A 15,082-nucleotide genomic window follows, 5' to 3' on the forward strand; every position below is an offset into this window, starting at 1 on the left:
ACTATGGAAAAACATCAACCAATCCTTTCATTGCGGGTTCTTAACAGTGAACAGCTAGAAAGTGGTAAAGCCGCCAATTGCCAGTTCTCGACACAGGGCGGTACGGTCGGTAGCAGTGAAAGCCATCTTTGGTCTGTACAGGATCAGCAGGGCAATATCCACCCATCACAATTCGCCATTAAGTGGCAGGATGGGGCATTTTGCCTGCAAGTATTTGCTGAACCAGTGCAGGTCAATAATGCAACGTTGACGCCCGAGTCGAGTTTGATCCTTTTACAGCAAGGCGATCAAATCAAGGTCGGCAATTTGTCGATCAAGAGTCACATCAGTCTTTCTGAGACAGATCGCGTTGATCCTTCAACGGTATCACCTGAATCGCTGGTTTCCAGCTACAGCAATCCGCTGGATGCCATGATGGAAGGCGCACCCGCACAAAAATCTATATTTGCTCACGATGAAAGCATTGCTCCGACGGTTATGCACCGTTTCAGTGATGATCCGCTGCGGGTACTTGATAGCGAGAGCCTGACCACATTGAAACCTCAGGTTGAGGCGGATGATACGGAACAACTTTTGCCACCGGATCATTACCAATCCCCCCCATTTGCTAACCCTATTTCTGATAACCGAGGCAGTGTTATGGATCAGGAGTTCCTTGATTTACCGGATATCAATTCCGATAGGCAGTACGAAAATATGGATGTTGACCATGTCGCCATTACGCCTCTCATGCGTGGGCTGGAAGCTCGCTTGCCTCTGCAAGACAGCCAGCAGGCGAATGATTTTCTGCAAGAGATGGGCAAAACCATGAAAGCCGCCATTGAAGGGCTATTGGCTCTTCAGCGCGAACAACATGGATTGCGTGATAAACAACTCCGTCCTATCGAAGATAACCCGCTGCGCCTGAACATGGATTATGACACGACCATGCAGGTGATGTTCTCTGATCAGAAAAGCCCGGTTCATCTCTCCGCTCCGGCAGCGGTAGCGGAAAGCCTGCAAAACCTGCAACTGCACTATCAGGCCAACCGGGTTGCCATTTCTGCCGCACTGGACACCATGCTGGAAGCCTTTTCCCCAGAGCAATTGCTCCGCCGTTTCTCACATTATCGTCGTAGCAACGAAGTCAGGAATAAAGATTCATCCTGGGCCTGGGAAATGTATACCAATTATTACCGTGAATTAGCATCCAGCCGCCAGCAAGGGTTTGAAAAGCTATTCCGCGAGGTATATGAGCAAGCTTATGACCGCGCATTACGTCAGGGCTTGGAGGAATCCAGCAATGACACATTCCGCTAGTCGCCGTATATGGGCTGTAGGGATTTTATTGCTGTCAGTGATGTTGCTGAACGGCTGTAGCAGTGCATGGAACGCAACAAAAAAAGTAGGCCAGGTCATCTGGGACCCTTCCACACCGGTAGGTACACCCGATGAGCAGGCTTCTGTTGCCAACATTACATTGCTGGCCGAATCCGACATCAACCCCAATGAAAGTGGTGAAGCGGCCCCTGTTGAAATGAATTTGGTTTATCTCAGTGAAGATTCACGTTTTCTGGCTGCCGACTATGACCAGCTTGAAAGCGACAAACTCGAAAAGGCACTGGGGAAAAACTACATCGATCATCAGGATTACACCCTGTTGCCGGGGCAATACAAGCCTCTGGAAGCAATCACATTGGAAAAGAAAAACCGTTACATCGGTGTCATCGTTCACTATGCAGATGCTAATCAATCTGAATGGAAAAAGATCATCCGAGTAAAAGACATCGGCCGCCATTACCACATCTTGGTGCATGTCAGAAACAACGACGTCGAACTTAGAAAAGAGGAGGAGTAATCATGCCAGGTAAAAATCGGGTGATTTGGCACGAAGGGTTATTCATCAAACCACAACATTTTCAGCAACAACAAAAACACATTGATTATCTGGCACATAGCCTTGTTTCAGTATTGACACCTTATGCTCATGGTTTCAGCTCCCTGAGCATCAATGATGATTTGCTCAAACTCGGGCGTATCGGGGTTACCGAAGCCAGCGGCATCATGCCTGATGGCACCATTTTTTCTGCGCCCAGCCAAGATTTGCTGCCAAAACCGTTGGATATCGAAAATATCAATGACCTGAAAAGCAAGGATATTTATCTGGCGTTGCCAATGTCCAGCGATACCATTCGGGAAATTGCTGATCGGGATGCAGAAACCCAAAGCGCGGTGCGTTATCGGGAACTTCCTACTGATGTCCGTGACCTCCATACCAAAGGTGGCGATGCCTTTGCCCTCAACCTTGCCCAACTGACGCCAGTTCTGATGCAAGGCTCCGAGGACATGAGTGCTTACACCGCCATTCCGCTGTGCCGCATCAAAGAAAAGCAGAAAGATGGCACTATCGTTCTGGATAACGAATTTATCCCGACGTGTTTGTCGATCTTCGTGGCCGACAAACTCAAGCGTTTCATGGTGGAAATAGATGGCCTGCTGACCGAGCGTTCAAGAACACTGGCTAAACGCATTGGTTCACCGGGTCAGCAAGGGGTGGCGGATGTCGCAGAATTTATGATGCTGCAATTGCTCAACCGCGTTCAGCCATTGTTCAACCATTATGCAAAACAAACCGTTCTGCACCCACTGTATTTATATACCGAGCTACTCCAGACTTGTGGCGAATTGAGAACGTTTACCGATGCAAGCCGCCTGCCAGGAAATGTCTTGGCGTATGACCACAATAACCTGACAGACACCTTCCAAGATGCGATGCACGCAATTCGTGATGCGTTGAACGTCGTTCTGACCCCGCGTGCAACTTCGATTGCACTGAAACAGAACGAAGGGGGTATTCGTGTGGCAACGCTCCACGACAACGATCTGCTGCGCAAAGCCGAATTCGTACTGGCAATCAGCGCCAGCACACCGCAGGAACAGTTGCGTCGTCAGTTCGTCCAGCAAACCAAAGTTACCTCAATGGAAAAAATCCGCGATCTGGTCAGCGTTCAGTTGCCGGGCGTGCCACTGATTGCATTGTCCGCAGCGCCTCGCCAGTTGCCGTACCACTCTGGATATACCTACTTCCGTCTGGATCAGAAGAGTCCGGCATGGAAAGAGATCCAGCAAGGAAATTCCATCGCGTTCCACGTATCAGGGGATTTCCCTGACTTAGATATGCAGCTCTGGGCTATCAGGGGCGGTAAGGAATAATCATGAGTGATATCAATGTTGACAGTCTGTCGCTGGAAAAATCTGAAACGTTGAAAACATTTCAGCGTCAGTACCAGCTACCGTTGCGTGGTGAAAGTCTCAACCCAATGATCGATGCCGCCACCCCCTTGCTGGGGATGGTTTTGCGTTTACAGGACATGAATGATCAGGCACTTCCGGACAAGCTTTACCAACAGGTTGTTACTGATATTCGAGCCATTGAGCAGTACCTGCAAACCAAAGGTTATGAGCCGGGCGCGATTGTTTCATTCCGTTACGTTCTGTGTACCTTCATTGATGAAACCGCATTGGGGCACGGCTGGAACAGTCAGAATGGCTGGTTGAAGCAATCACTGTTGGTGCACTTCCACAATGAAACCTGGGGAGGTGAGAAGGTCTTCGTATTGCTTGAACGTTTGATAGGAGAAGCCCAGCGCTATCAGCACCTGCTGGAATTTATTTACCTCTGCCTCTGTCTGGGATATCGCGGACGCTACAAAGTCAGCACCCAGAAAAGCGATGACTTTGAGCGCCTGTTCCGTCGCCTACAGCAACAGCTTCACTCACTGCGCGGAGATGCTCCGCCGACCACGCTGTATGTCAACGTCAACGAAAGTGATGCGCGTTATCGCCTGAGTAGACGATGGACGATCAAGCACCTGTTCGCTATCAGCGTGGGCTTGATTGTGGCTATTTACAGCTTTTATGCCATTCGCCTCGGTGATCAGAGCCAAGACATATTAAAGCAGCTAAGTAACTTATTAAGATAGGAAGTCGCCATGATCCAGATTGATCTGCCTACCCTTGTAAATCGTTTAAACCCGATGACCCGCCATGCACTGGAAGCGGCGGCGGCATCTTGCGTCAGTCAGCAACAACCTGAAATCACCGTTGCACAGCTACTGCTTCAAATGATCGATACGCCCCTCAGTGACATGCGACTGATCCTAAATAAAGTAGACATTGATAAAGATCTGCTGAAGGAACAACTCGATCAGGTAATGACGCACCATCAATCGATTGTGCAGACTTACCCGAATTTTTCCCCAATGCTGGTGGAATGGTTACAGGATAGCTGGCTATTGGCTTCCACAGAAATGCAGCACAGCGAATTGCGCAGTGGCGTTATGCTGATTACGTTGCTGTTCAGCCCGCTGCGTTATCTGGCACCACAGACCGCACGTCTGTTGGCAGGTATCAACCGCGAATTATTGCGTCAAAACTTTGCGGAATGGACAAATGGCTCGGCAGAGCAGCCTTTTGCTGTCAGTGATAAAGATGGGCAGAACGTACATCCGGCAAACAGCGATAACCTGCTGGCGCGTTTTACCCAGAACATGACCGAGCAGGCACGTCAGGGCAAGCTTGATCCGGTTTTGTGTCGCGATAATGAAATCGATCTGATGATCGACATTCTTTGCCGTCGCCGCAAAAACAACCCAATCGTCGTTGGTGAAGCGGGTGTGGGTAAAAGTGCCCTGATTGAAGGTCTGGCACTGCGCATTATTAACGATCGCGTACCGGATAAATTGCGCAACAGCGAACTGATGACACTGGATCTGGGGGCATTGCAGGCAGGGGCAGCGGTTAAAGGTGAATTTGAAAAACGCTTCAAAGGCATCATGGCTGAAATCAGTCAATCCCCAAAACCAATCATCCTGTTTATTGATGAAGCCCATACCCTGATCGGTGCAGGCAATCAGGCAGGTGGTCTGGATATCTCCAACCTGCTTAAACCCGCTCTGGCTCGTGGCGAACTGAAAACCATCGCAGCCACCACATGGAGCGAGTACAAAAAGTATTTCGAAAAAGATGCAGCGCTGTCCCGCCGTTTCCAACTGGTGAAAGTCTCTGAGCCGACAGCGGGTGAAGCAACAGTCATCATGCGTGGCTTGCGTGCCATTTACGAGCAGGCGCATGGCGTACTGATTGATGATGAAGCACTGAAAGCCTCTGCGGTATTGAGTGACCGTTATCTCTCTGGCCGCCAGTTGCCGGACAAAGCCATTGACGTACTGGATACCGCCTGTGCTCGTGTTGCGATTAACCTGACTTCCCCCCCGCGTCAGATCTCCTCGTTGACGACCGAATTGCACCAGATGCAAATGGAAACCGACGTGCTGGAAAGAGAGCAGCGCATGGGGCTGAACGTTCATGCTGAGCGATTGGAAGAATTGCAGAACCAGCAGACAGAAGTTCAGGAACAGCTCACCGTGTTGGAAAGTAGCTGGCAACAACAGCAGGAGCTGGTGAAACAAATCATCGAACTGCGCAGCCAATTGCTGGCTGATGATTCTGTGCAGGCTGAAAGCCCTGTTAAAGCAGAAAAGATAGAAGAAGCAGAAGAAGTAGAAGTAGAAGTAGAAAAAATAGAAGAAACAGAAGTCCTTGACGAACAATCCTTGATCGAAAAACTAGCGGTTCTTAATGCACAGTTAGCAGACCTACAGCAGAAGCAAATACTGGTTTCCCCGCACGTGGACAAAACCCAGATTGCAGGGGTGATCGCCGAGTGGACTGGCGTGCCATTGAACCGCTTATCACAAAGTGAACTGTCTATCGTCACTGAACTGCCTACCCACTTGGGACAGAGCATTAAAGGGCAGGAAATGGCGATCCAGTGCCTGCACAAACACTTACTGACCGCTCGTGCCGATTTGCGTCGTCCGGGACGTCCTCTTGGTGCATTCCTGTTGGTAGGGCCAAGTGGCGTCGGTAAAACCGAAACTGTCCTGCAAATTGCGGAACTCATGTTTGGCGGCCGTCAGTACCTTACCACCATCAACATGTCCGAGTTTCAGGAGAAACACACGGTTTCCCGCCTGATTGGTTCACCTCCGGGTTACGTGGGGTACGGCGAGGGCGGTGTGCTGACCGAAGCCATCCGTCAGAAGCCGTACTCTGTCGTCTTGTTGGATGAAGTGGAAAAAGCGCACCCTGACGTACTGAACCTGTTCTATCAGGCTTTTGACAAAGGGGAACTGGCGGATGGAGAAGGACGCATCATCGACTGTAAAAACGTCGTGTTCTTCCTGACGTCAAACTTGGGCTATCAAACCATCGTAGACAATGCCGAGCAGCCGGAGCAGATCAACGACTTGCTGTATCCAGAACTGGCGGCATTCTTCAAGCCGGCACTGTTGGCGCGTATGGAAGTGATCCCTTACCTGCCGCTGGGCCATGAAACGCTGAAAACCATCATTCAGGGCAAACTGGCTCGACTGGATACCCTGCTGACTCAGCGTTTCAACGCAGAAGTCACTATCAGCGATGAAGTATCCGAAGAGATCCTGCAACGCGCTACCCGGGCGGAAAATGGTGCCCGTATGTTGGAATCCATCATTGATGGTGCACTGTTACCACCAGTTTCATTACTGCTGTTGCAGAAAATGGCTGCGGGTACACCAATCAAGGCTATTCGCTTAACTGTAGCTGAACATGCATTCCATGCAGAGGTTGAGGAGGCAGAATAATGAAACAGCGGCTGAAAAGCGCGTTAGCGTTATTGGAAGATGACACTATAGGACAACTGGTTGACCATTTTTTGCAGGTCAGCTATAGCTCGCGTTTTGATGCCCTGTTAGTTTTCCTGCTTAACATCAATGAAAACAGGCTGGAATGCTACAACTTGCCGGAACCTCAGCAAACCAATTCGCGCCGGTTGCAAGTGGACATTGATGACGTCAATAACCCGTTGATACAGGTATTGCGTAAGGGAACCCCAATTGTTTGGGATTCCCTTAATCACGGGGCACGCATTGACGATCCACATTTCCGCTCGTTCATTGCAGAACTGCCGCATAACTGTGGGTTATACGGCACGCCTCTGTTTGACTGCAATGGGCAGGCTTGCGGTGTCATCGCCATCTTTGCCGAAAATGTAGTCCCTTTCACCAACAATGAAAACATGTTCGGCATTTATTGCCATGTTATGCAGCATCGCCTGAAAAAATTGCAGGAACTTGAGCAACTGCGCGGACAGTTACGCCAAATCCGTCAGGTATTTCAGGTTCAACGCCAAAAAGAAAAACAATTGGATGAACTGCTTGCTTCCCTGAGTGAATCGAAAAACCCGGCGGCGGTCAGCAGTATCTCCGTGGATTACAGTCATATCGATAATCTGCCAAAGGCCATAGAAGAATTTGAAAGCGCCGTGTTGGTTCAACGTCAGCGTCAGTTTGGCAACGACACCAGATTGATTGCGCAAAGTTTGGGAATTCCCCAGAGGACGTTGGTTTACAAACTGGCTAAATACGGGTGTAGATTATGAATATTGTTTTAATTATCAGTTCATTGCTCGCTTCATTGACAGGGAACCCCAAGCTTACAGAGATGGTAAAACCAATGGAAATGGTAACACCAACGGAAGCGGTAAAAACAACGGAAGCAGTCGCGGTAGTAAAGGAAGAGCAAAATTTAGATGAACTGCATAAATGCCGCTTTGAGCCGTCACCTCTTATTCGGCTGGCATGCTATGACAGGGCGTTGAATAACCTCCAGTTCAAAACTGTACAAATTCCTATCGAAAATATGGGGCCTTCATGGCGGAAAGCGATGGAACAGGAGATGAAACGCACCGATTACTCCACCAGCTTCATGATGACGCAGGGAGAGAACGGCGCAGCACCGATTATCCTGACCACACCCGCGATTGGGGTTCCTCCTCCACGCCCTGTATTAATGCTGAGTTGCATTGACAGCATCACCCGCTTGCAGGTAGCACTGCCTAAGTCCGTGGAATCAGGGGTGGTTACCGTGGCAACAGACAGAACCGAGTATCGTACTGAATGGTTCGTGCGGGAGCATGGTTACTTATGGGAATCCAGCCGTGGCTTACCGGGCATTGAGGAAATCAAGCGCCTGATGGACAGCGACCGAGTGAGCATTACGGGCAGTAATGGTAGCCGGGTAACCTTTAACATTTCTCAGTTGGAGCAGGCAGCGAAGCCATTACGCGCTGCCTGTCGTTGGTAATCGACATGGACATCAGAACACAATTCGATTGGTTCGGCTCCCTGCTGGCCCCCCTGTCCGACGAACAGATTGGCAAAGGGCTGGGAGACAATGAACCGGCATGGGAATACATTGACGGCGAGATGATCAAATTTGGCTCACTGTCGCATGGCTCGCTGGATGTTGAAGAGATCCAGCGACAAGCCTTGCAACTGCTGAGCGAAAAGAGCAAGGACTTCCGGCTGATGGTGCATTTGTTGCGTACATTGCAACATGCCAGCAATGGTGCTGAATTGATCCTTGCCATGGAACTACTGACCGAGTATGTCAAAAATTACTGGGAAAAAGCTTGGCCAACCAAGCCACAGTTAAAACGGCGATTGGCACAGCAAGTGCTCAAGCGTTTTGAATCATCCCAAGGCAGTTTTATTGAACAAGCGAGCAAAAGTGAGCGGGATGATGCACAAGGCGCATTTGCACATCTCGCCCAATGCTGGCATACCAATGAACCTGATCTTGCCAAAGAAGTTGATCAACTGCGCATTCGTTATAACCGCCAGCCAGAAGTTGTATCCATGGAGACAAAGCCCGCTCCAGCTACGACATCAGCACCCACAGCCGAATCTCTGGCGCAAGCACCCCAGAGCTATGCAGCTGCACCAATGCCAGAAGTAGACGTCAACAGCTCGAGCGAAAAGGCGTGGAAACAGACCCTGATGACCGTCGCGGATTTGCTGTGTGAGCGGCATCCCGAATCGCCGGTGGGTTATTCTCTGCGCCGCCACGCAGTATGGCACACCATCACCACGGCGCCGATGGCGAACGCAACAGGTAAAACCCCGTTAGCGCCGACTTCCGCAGATCGCACTGCTGACTATTTGGCAAGATTGCCAATGGCAGACAACAAATTGCTCCAACAAATCGAGCAAAGCCTGACGCTTGCCCCTTACTGGCTGGATGGTCATGCCATCGCCGCTCAAGCTGCCTTGCAATTGGGTTACGTAAACGTCTCGCTGGCCATTCGCGACGAGCTGAGTGCTTTTCTGGAACGATTGCCCGGACTGAAAACCTTAAGTTTTTCTGACATGAGTCCGTTTATTTCTCCTGAAACTCTCGACTGGCTCGCTCCTGAACCAGTGGCAACGGGCAATGGTTCCGTTTCTGCTGATCAGGAGGTTATCTGGCAATGTTTCCAGCAACAAGGATTGGAAGCAGCCCTGAAAATGCTGGAAGAACATCAGCAACAGTTAACCGAGCCACGGGATCAATTCTATGGCCAACTACTCAATGCTCAATTGCTTGCAGAAGCTGGCATGACTGCGCTGGCTCAACAGCATTACCGGAATTTGTTACACACGGGGCAACACATGCAACTTACTCAATGGGAGCCGAGCCTATTGGCTTTATTGGCTGAAAAACTGGCTGAAAAACTCCCTTCTCCTTCTAAGGATACGGCTTCAAACAGGAGCGTTAACCCATGAAATGGCCCTCTTTGTCATCTTTGGCACCATTGAAATCAGCCTTGCCGGCGCTGGCGAAGTTTAAGTCCCTGCCACGCCTCAAGGCATTGATGACGCTGATTCTGGCGCTTATCCCCTGCTTGCTCTTGATTGCAATCTGGTGGTGGGGACCAGAATGGAAAGTCCGCAGCGACTATCCGCTGGAAAGCCTCGCGGCACGCTGGTTGGCAACCGCCATCATCATTATGGTGGTGGTGTTCTGGATTGGCATGAAAGCGTGGCGTCGCTTGCGGACACTGGAAAAACTTAACCTTGACGTTGAATTGAAAGTGGTTGATCCGGTACGGGTAGATATTGAACATCAAGATCGCTACCTCGACCACTGGAAATCCCAGCTGCAACGCCATCTGGACACCTATAATTACCTGTATGAGCGTCCGTGGTACATGGTCATCGGTAGCCAGAAAAGCGGTAAAACCTCACTGATAAAGGAAGGTTATAAGCTATCCGAGATCGCGGCACCGGAATATTTGCGTCAGGACGGAGAGTTACCCCTGATGCTGCGCTGCTGGTTGGGGGAAAAAGCGGTCATCATCGATCCGAAAGGCCAGTTGATTGACCAGCCCGTCCCGCTTAACAGCGATAAACCACAAATCAACAGCCGCCTGTGGGAATCGTTGTTGAACTGGCTGACTGAAAACCGCCAGCGCCAGCCGCTCAACGGGATTATTCTGACCGTGGATACCCTGCGCCTGATGACAGATAACCGCGAACAGCGCGAACGTTATGTGAGGGAGATCCACCAACGCCTGCAAGATATTCGCCTGACCTTCCACAGCCAGTTGCCGCTCTATCTGGTGATGACCAAAATTGACCTGCTGCACGGCTTTGAGGCGATGTACCAGTCACTGGATCGCAAACTGCGCGACCAGATTTTGGGGGTGACATTCAGTCTCAATAACCGCGATGAGAAAGCGTGGCACAGTGAACTGGAGCAGTTCTGGAAACAGTGGATGAACAACCTGAATACGGCGATGCCGGACATGATGCTGAACAATGTGGATGCCAACCAGCGCAGCGCCCTGTTCAGTTTCACCCGTCAGGTTCAGGGCTTGTACAGCTACATTGTCCAGATGCTGGAAGATATTCTGTATAACGACGAACATCAACGTTCGACCTTGCGTGGCGTTTATCTGACGTCGGCGCATCAGGTGGGACAGATGGATGACCTGTTCACCCAATCTGCTTCGGCTCAGTATCATTTGGGTTCCCAGGCGTTCCCAACCTGGCCGGCGGGCGACACCCTGCCGTACTTCACCCACTCCCTGTTTGAAAATGTCTTGCTGGCAGAGCCGAATCTGGCGGCTGAAAACCGCATCTGGCTGAGCCGGAACCGCCGCCAGTTGTATACCTTCTCCACCATCAGTGCATTGGTCATCGTGGCGATGTGGGGCGGCTGGCATTATTTCTACCAGAAAAACTATCGGGCGGGTGAGGAAGTATTGGCACAGGTGAAAAATTTCCTGTCTGTCCCGCCACCGAAAGGTGATGACCACTATGGCAATCTCCAGTTGCCGCTGATGAATCCGATCCGTGATGCAACATTGGCTTACGGTAACTATCACGAGAACAAATCCTTCCTGACAGATATGGCACTGTACCAAGGCGATCGCGTCGGTCCGTATGTGGCAAAAACCTACCTGAAATTGCTGGAGCAGCGTTTCCTGCCATCCCTGATGCAGGGGTTGCTGGATGACCTGAATCAGGCAAAGGTGGGCAGTGAGGAAAAACTCGAGATCCTGCGCGTGATGCGCATGATGGAAGATAAAAGCAAGCGCAACAACGGACTGGTAGCACAGTATATGCGCGAGCGTTGGAGCAAGGAGTTCATGGGCCAGCGTGGTGTACAGGATGCGTTACTGACCCATCTGGATTACGCCCTGGATAGTACCGACTGGAAAGAAAAACGTGATAAAGGCGAACAGGATGCCATCGATCGCTTCGCGCCGTTTGTTAAGCCAATCCATCAAGCCCAGCAGGAGCTGAAAACACTTTCCGTCAAGCAGCGGGTGTACCAGAACCTGCGTATCAAAGCACAGGATGCACTGGCAGCACCAATCAATCTGCGTGATCAGATTGGCCCAAGCTTTGACAGCGTGTTTGTTGTCAGCAACGAAAAACGGCTGGTTATTCCGCAGTTCCTGACCCGTCACGGTTTGATGGATTACTTCGTCCGGCAGAAAGACGAACTGACGAAACTGACTGAGATGGATAGCTGGGTGTTGAACATAGCGAAGAATAATCAGGAGAAATCCAACGATACGGGAGCGTCACAGAATCACGACCAGTACAGTACAGAAGATCAGAAGAAAATCCAGAACGATATCAATGAACTGTATTTGGCAGAATACACTGCGACATGGCGGGCGGCGATGAACAACCTCGAAGTGCGTGACTTTGATGATCTGCCGCAGGCTATCAGTGCCATCGAACAGGTAATCAGTGGGGAGCAACCGATCAAGCGAGCGCTGCAAATCCTGAGTGATAACACGAATCCGCCGATGATAAACAGCTCGCTGAGCGGCAAGGAAAAAGATCTGTTGGCAGAGAGAGATGACTATAAATTATTGAACACGATCAGCCATGGCTTTGCAGGGGAAACCGGCGTATTGGTTGAGCACGGTGACAAAGGCAGCACGCTGCAAAGCGTCTACCAGAAATTGATGGCGTTGCACCGTTACCTGCTGGCGATCCAGAGTTCACCGGTGCCGGGTAAAGCGGCACTGCAAGCGGTACAGATGCGTCTGGACAAGAATAACAGCGATGCCATTTTTGAAGTTCAGCAGATGGCACAGAACCTGCCGGAACCGTTGAACCGTTGGATTGGTGATTTGGCTGAGCAGGCATGGCGCGTGGTGATGATGGAAGCCGTGCGTTCGCTGGAAGTGGAATGGCAAGACACCGTCGTCAAACAGTACAAGACCTATCTGGCGGGCCGCTATCCATTCAACCCTAATGCCCGCGAAGAAGTGCCATTGAGCGAATTTGACCGCTTCTTCCGGCCGGACGGGACACTGGATACCTTCTATAAGCAGAGCCTGAAACCGTTTGTGGCCTATAACCTGACCATCGGCACTGACGGTAAGATGCTGATCCGCCCGGACGTGATGAAACAGTTGGAAGTGGCAAACCGCATTCGCTCCACCTTCTTTACAACACAAAACGGCCTCGGTGCCCAGTTCGCCATTGAACCGGTGAGCCTGACCGGCAACAAACGCCGTGCCTTGCTGAACCTTGACGGTCAGCTGGTGGATTACTCCCACGGGCGCAGCAATGTGGCACGTCTGATCTGGCCAAACTCAATGCGTGCAGGCACAGAAAGCAAACTGACCCTGATGCCAGCGAAAAGCAACCAGGCTCCGCGTTCCACCAGCTTTAACGGCCCGTGGGCACAGTTGCGGCTGATTAACAGCGGCAAGCTGACCAACGTTCAGCCGGGCTTCTTTGACGTACGTTTCAGTGTCGATGGCGGTGAAGTGACTTACCGCATCTATATGGATGAATCGGACAACCCCTTTGCGGGCGGATTGTTCAGCCAGTTCAAACTGCCAGACACCCTTTATTGAAGTGAAGACCTACTACTGAAAGCAAACCACCCCTGCCTTCGGGCGGGGGTTTTTTTAAGGAGAAAAGCCAGATATGAGCGGGCACCCTGAAAATCTTATCATCCGGGCGGGCGGCAGTCCGCTGAGTCTGCCGGAATTTGCCGTTATCCGCGATGAAATCAACAAAACCAGCCACCCGGCGCAACCGGAAGTGAACTGGCCGCTGGTGGAATCCCTGTCCCTGACGATATTCAAAACCAACGGCGTCGATTTGCAGACAGCAATTTACTACACATTGGCGCGAATGCAACTGAACGGGCTGGCGGGGTTCACTGAGGGCTGCGAACTGCTGGCGGGGGTTATCGTCAGTGAATGGGACGCTCTGTGGCCGCCTCAACCGCAAGTGCGGACTGACTTGCTGGAATGGTTCCATTCCCGCACCGGCAGTGTGCTGCGTCAACAGGATTTTGCCGCCAGCGACCTGCGGATGATTTACCGTGCCGAACGGGCACTCCAGCTGATTATTGATCGGTTGCAGCAATCTGACCTGAAGCGCCTGCCACGCGTGGAAAATCTGTTGTGGTTCTTCCAGAACGCAGCGAAAAAACTGGAAAAACCACGGCAAGCCGCCAAACCGGCGTCGCAGCCGATGCAGATGCCGCCACTGGTTTATCTCTCCCAGTCGGAAGCCGAGTCGGAGATGCCACCGCCGCCGCCGCCCCCGCGTCATGATCCTCAGCCAGCGGCCGATAATGACCAACAGCGGGTAAGGGTACAGTTTCCCGAACAACCGCCGAAGGGGTTAAGTGCGTGGCAGGGCTTTGGCCTCGGCGCCCTGTTGGGTGGGTTGGTGTTGGTGGGGAGCTGGCTGCTGTTCTACAAGCCGTTACAACAACAACTCAACGCCATCACCGATCAACCGGCGGGTGCCCGGCTGGCGTGGCTGTACCAGCCCGAACTGGCTCGCTATCAGAAGCAGTTGGATCGGTTGGCGGAGACCTCGCCATTAGCCACGTGGGAAACCGCCCGCACAGTGACAGGAACAGCGGAGCAATTTTGGCCCACATCACCGGACCAGCGGAATATCACTCGTCAGTGGGAGCAGGAGATGACCGCCCGTATTGACAGCGTGCCCTTAAAAGGCAGCTGGAATGCGACCCGCGACCAGCTTCAGCAACTGGCGGACAAAATTCTGTTGCAGGAGCGTACCCGTGGCAGCTTCACCCTGTCCTACCTGAAAACCGCCATCTATGACATCCAGCGCAGCCACGGCAGTGAAGTCCCGCTGGAAGAACTGCTGCGCCAGCTGGGCGTCTATGCCGCAAAAGGAGACACGGCGCCTCCGGTGCTGCTGAAAAGCATTGATGAGCGCTTTAATGCCCTGCTCGGCCGTTATGACCGGCTGCGGCAAGCGACAGAAAACCAGAGCAAAAACGAGACCGAACGCCAGGCCAAAAATTATGAACAAACCATCACCCTTGACGGTGGGCATTAATCAGGGAGACATCTCATGTCAGTGAAAAAGAGCATTGCGAAACTTCAGAAAGGGCAGGCATTTGTCCAGCAGGGACAGCAGGCTGCCCAAATGGCCCAACAAACGGCGGGCATATTGGGAGGCTTGGGGAGTGCGGGGGCACAAGGGGCAAGCAGTAGTGGTAGCGGTCAAGGGCTGGCAGAGCGGGCCGCGAGCGGCCAACATGCCGCCACCAAGGCGCTGCAAAAAGCCAGCCAGATGCTGGGCGGTGGGAGCGGTGGCAGTGCACCGAGCGGACTGCAATTTACCCTGACAGCAGGTGGTTTGCCACCGCAGACCTTTGTCGTCACCGACTTCACCCTGACGGAAGGCTTTTCCCAGCCGTTCCACCTGAACGT

10 protein-coding genes and 1 pseudogene are annotated in these 15,082 nt (G+C 51.8%); all 11 read left to right on the top strand.

The genetic code is table 11. The features are described 5' to 3' along the window. Positions 1-3: 3 nt before the first annotated feature. A complete protein-coding gene (gene tagH, locus PSI14_RS12245; RefSeq protein ID WP_273576156.1) occupies positions 4-1,299 on the top strand; it encodes a type VI secretion system-associated FHA domain protein TagH in 1,296 nt (431 codons plus the stop codon). Beyond that, a complete protein-coding gene (tssJ, locus tag PSI14_RS12250) occupies positions 1,283-1,837 on the top strand; it encodes a type VI secretion system lipoprotein TssJ (protein ID WP_273576157.1) in 555 nt (184 codons plus the stop codon). Before tagH ends, tssJ begins: the two co-directional genes overlap by 17 nt. 2 nt (positions 1,838-1,839) lie before the next feature. Further along, positions 1,840-3,192 carry a type VI secretion system baseplate subunit TssK gene (tssK, locus tag PSI14_RS12255; protein WP_273576158.1) on the top strand — a complete coding sequence of 451 codons (1,353 nt, stop codon included), beginning with the start codon at positions 1,840-1,842 and terminating at the stop codon, positions 3,190-3,192. A 2-nt stretch (positions 3,193-3,194) separates the two neighbouring features. After that, positions 3,195-3,962: a type IVB secretion system protein IcmH/DotU gene (gene icmH / locus PSI14_RS12260; RefSeq protein WP_273576159.1), complete on the top strand. Its 768-nt coding sequence runs from the start codon at positions 3,195-3,197 to the stop codon at positions 3,960-3,962. A 9-nt stretch (positions 3,963-3,971) separates the two neighbouring features. Next, on the top strand, positions 3,972-6,665 hold the full coding sequence (gene tssH / locus PSI14_RS12265; RefSeq protein ID WP_273576160.1) for a type VI secretion system ATPase TssH: 2,694 nt from the start codon (positions 3,972-3,974) through the stop codon (positions 6,663-6,665). After that, entirely contained in the window at positions 6,665-7,462 is a 798-nt protein-coding gene (locus PSI14_RS12270; RefSeq protein WP_273576161.1) for a Fis family transcriptional regulator, read from the top strand. Before tssH ends, PSI14_RS12270 begins: the two co-directional genes overlap by 1 nt. Further along, a complete protein-coding gene (gene vasI, locus PSI14_RS12275; RefSeq protein WP_273576162.1) occupies positions 7,459-8,166 on the top strand; it encodes a type VI secretion system-associated protein VasI in 708 nt (235 codons plus the stop codon). The genes PSI14_RS12270 and vasI overlap by 4 nt, the downstream gene beginning before the upstream one ends. A gap of 5 nt (positions 8,167-8,171) precedes the next feature. Further along, positions 8,172-9,626: a type VI secretion system protein TssA gene (tssA, locus tag PSI14_RS12280; RefSeq protein ID WP_273576163.1), complete on the top strand. Its 1,455-nt coding sequence runs from the start codon at positions 8,172-8,174 to the stop codon at positions 9,624-9,626. Then, positions 9,623-13,231, top strand: coding sequence for a type VI secretion system membrane subunit TssM (gene tssM, locus PSI14_RS12285; protein ID WP_273576164.1), 3,609 nt, complete (start codon positions 9,623-9,625; stop codon positions 13,229-13,231). The genes tssA and tssM overlap by 4 nt, the downstream gene beginning before the upstream one ends. Before the next feature lie 73 nt (positions 13,232-13,304). Next, complete coding sequence (locus PSI14_RS12290) at positions 13,305-14,705, top strand: VasL domain-containing protein (protein ID WP_273576165.1); 1,401 nt, start codon at positions 13,305-13,307, stop codon at positions 14,703-14,705. Between the two features lie 15 nt (positions 14,706-14,720). Next, positions 14,721-15,082, top strand: a pseudogene (locus PSI14_RS12295) (type VI secretion system Vgr family protein); the annotation flags it as partial.

The organism is Xenorhabdus anantnagensis (assembly GCF_028598555.1).
Classification (GTDB): domain Bacteria; phylum Pseudomonadota; class Gammaproteobacteria; order Enterobacterales; family Enterobacteriaceae; genus Xenorhabdus; species Xenorhabdus anantnagensis.

Bases quoted from the DNA above. Each gene is read 5' to 3' on its own strand.
- tagH (WP_273576156.1), top strand. From the start codon at position 4: ATGGAAAAACATCAACCAATCCTTTCATTGCGGGTTCTTAACAGTGAA.
- tssJ (WP_273576157.1), top strand. From the start codon at position 1,283: ATGACACATTCCGCTAGTCGCCGTATATGGGCTGTAGGGATTTTATTG.
- tssK (WP_273576158.1), top strand. From the start codon at position 1,840: ATGCCAGGTAAAAATCGGGTGATTTGGCACGAAGGGTTATTCATCAAA.
- icmH (WP_273576159.1), top strand. From the start codon at position 3,195: ATGAGTGATATCAATGTTGACAGTCTGTCGCTGGAAAAATCTGAAACG.
- tssH (WP_273576160.1), top strand. From the start codon at position 3,972: ATGATCCAGATTGATCTGCCTACCCTTGTAAATCGTTTAAACCCGATG.
- PSI14_RS12270 (WP_273576161.1), top strand. From the start codon at position 6,665: ATGAAACAGCGGCTGAAAAGCGCGTTAGCGTTATTGGAAGATGACACT.
- vasI (WP_273576162.1), top strand. From the start codon at position 7,459: ATGAATATTGTTTTAATTATCAGTTCATTGCTCGCTTCATTGACAGGG.
- tssA (WP_273576163.1), top strand. From the start codon at position 8,172: ATGGACATCAGAACACAATTCGATTGGTTCGGCTCCCTGCTGGCCCCC.
- tssM (WP_273576164.1), top strand. From the start codon at position 9,623: ATGAAATGGCCCTCTTTGTCATCTTTGGCACCATTGAAATCAGCCTTG.
- PSI14_RS12290 (WP_273576165.1), top strand. From the start codon at position 13,305: ATGAGCGGGCACCCTGAAAATCTTATCATCCGGGCGGGCGGCAGTCCG.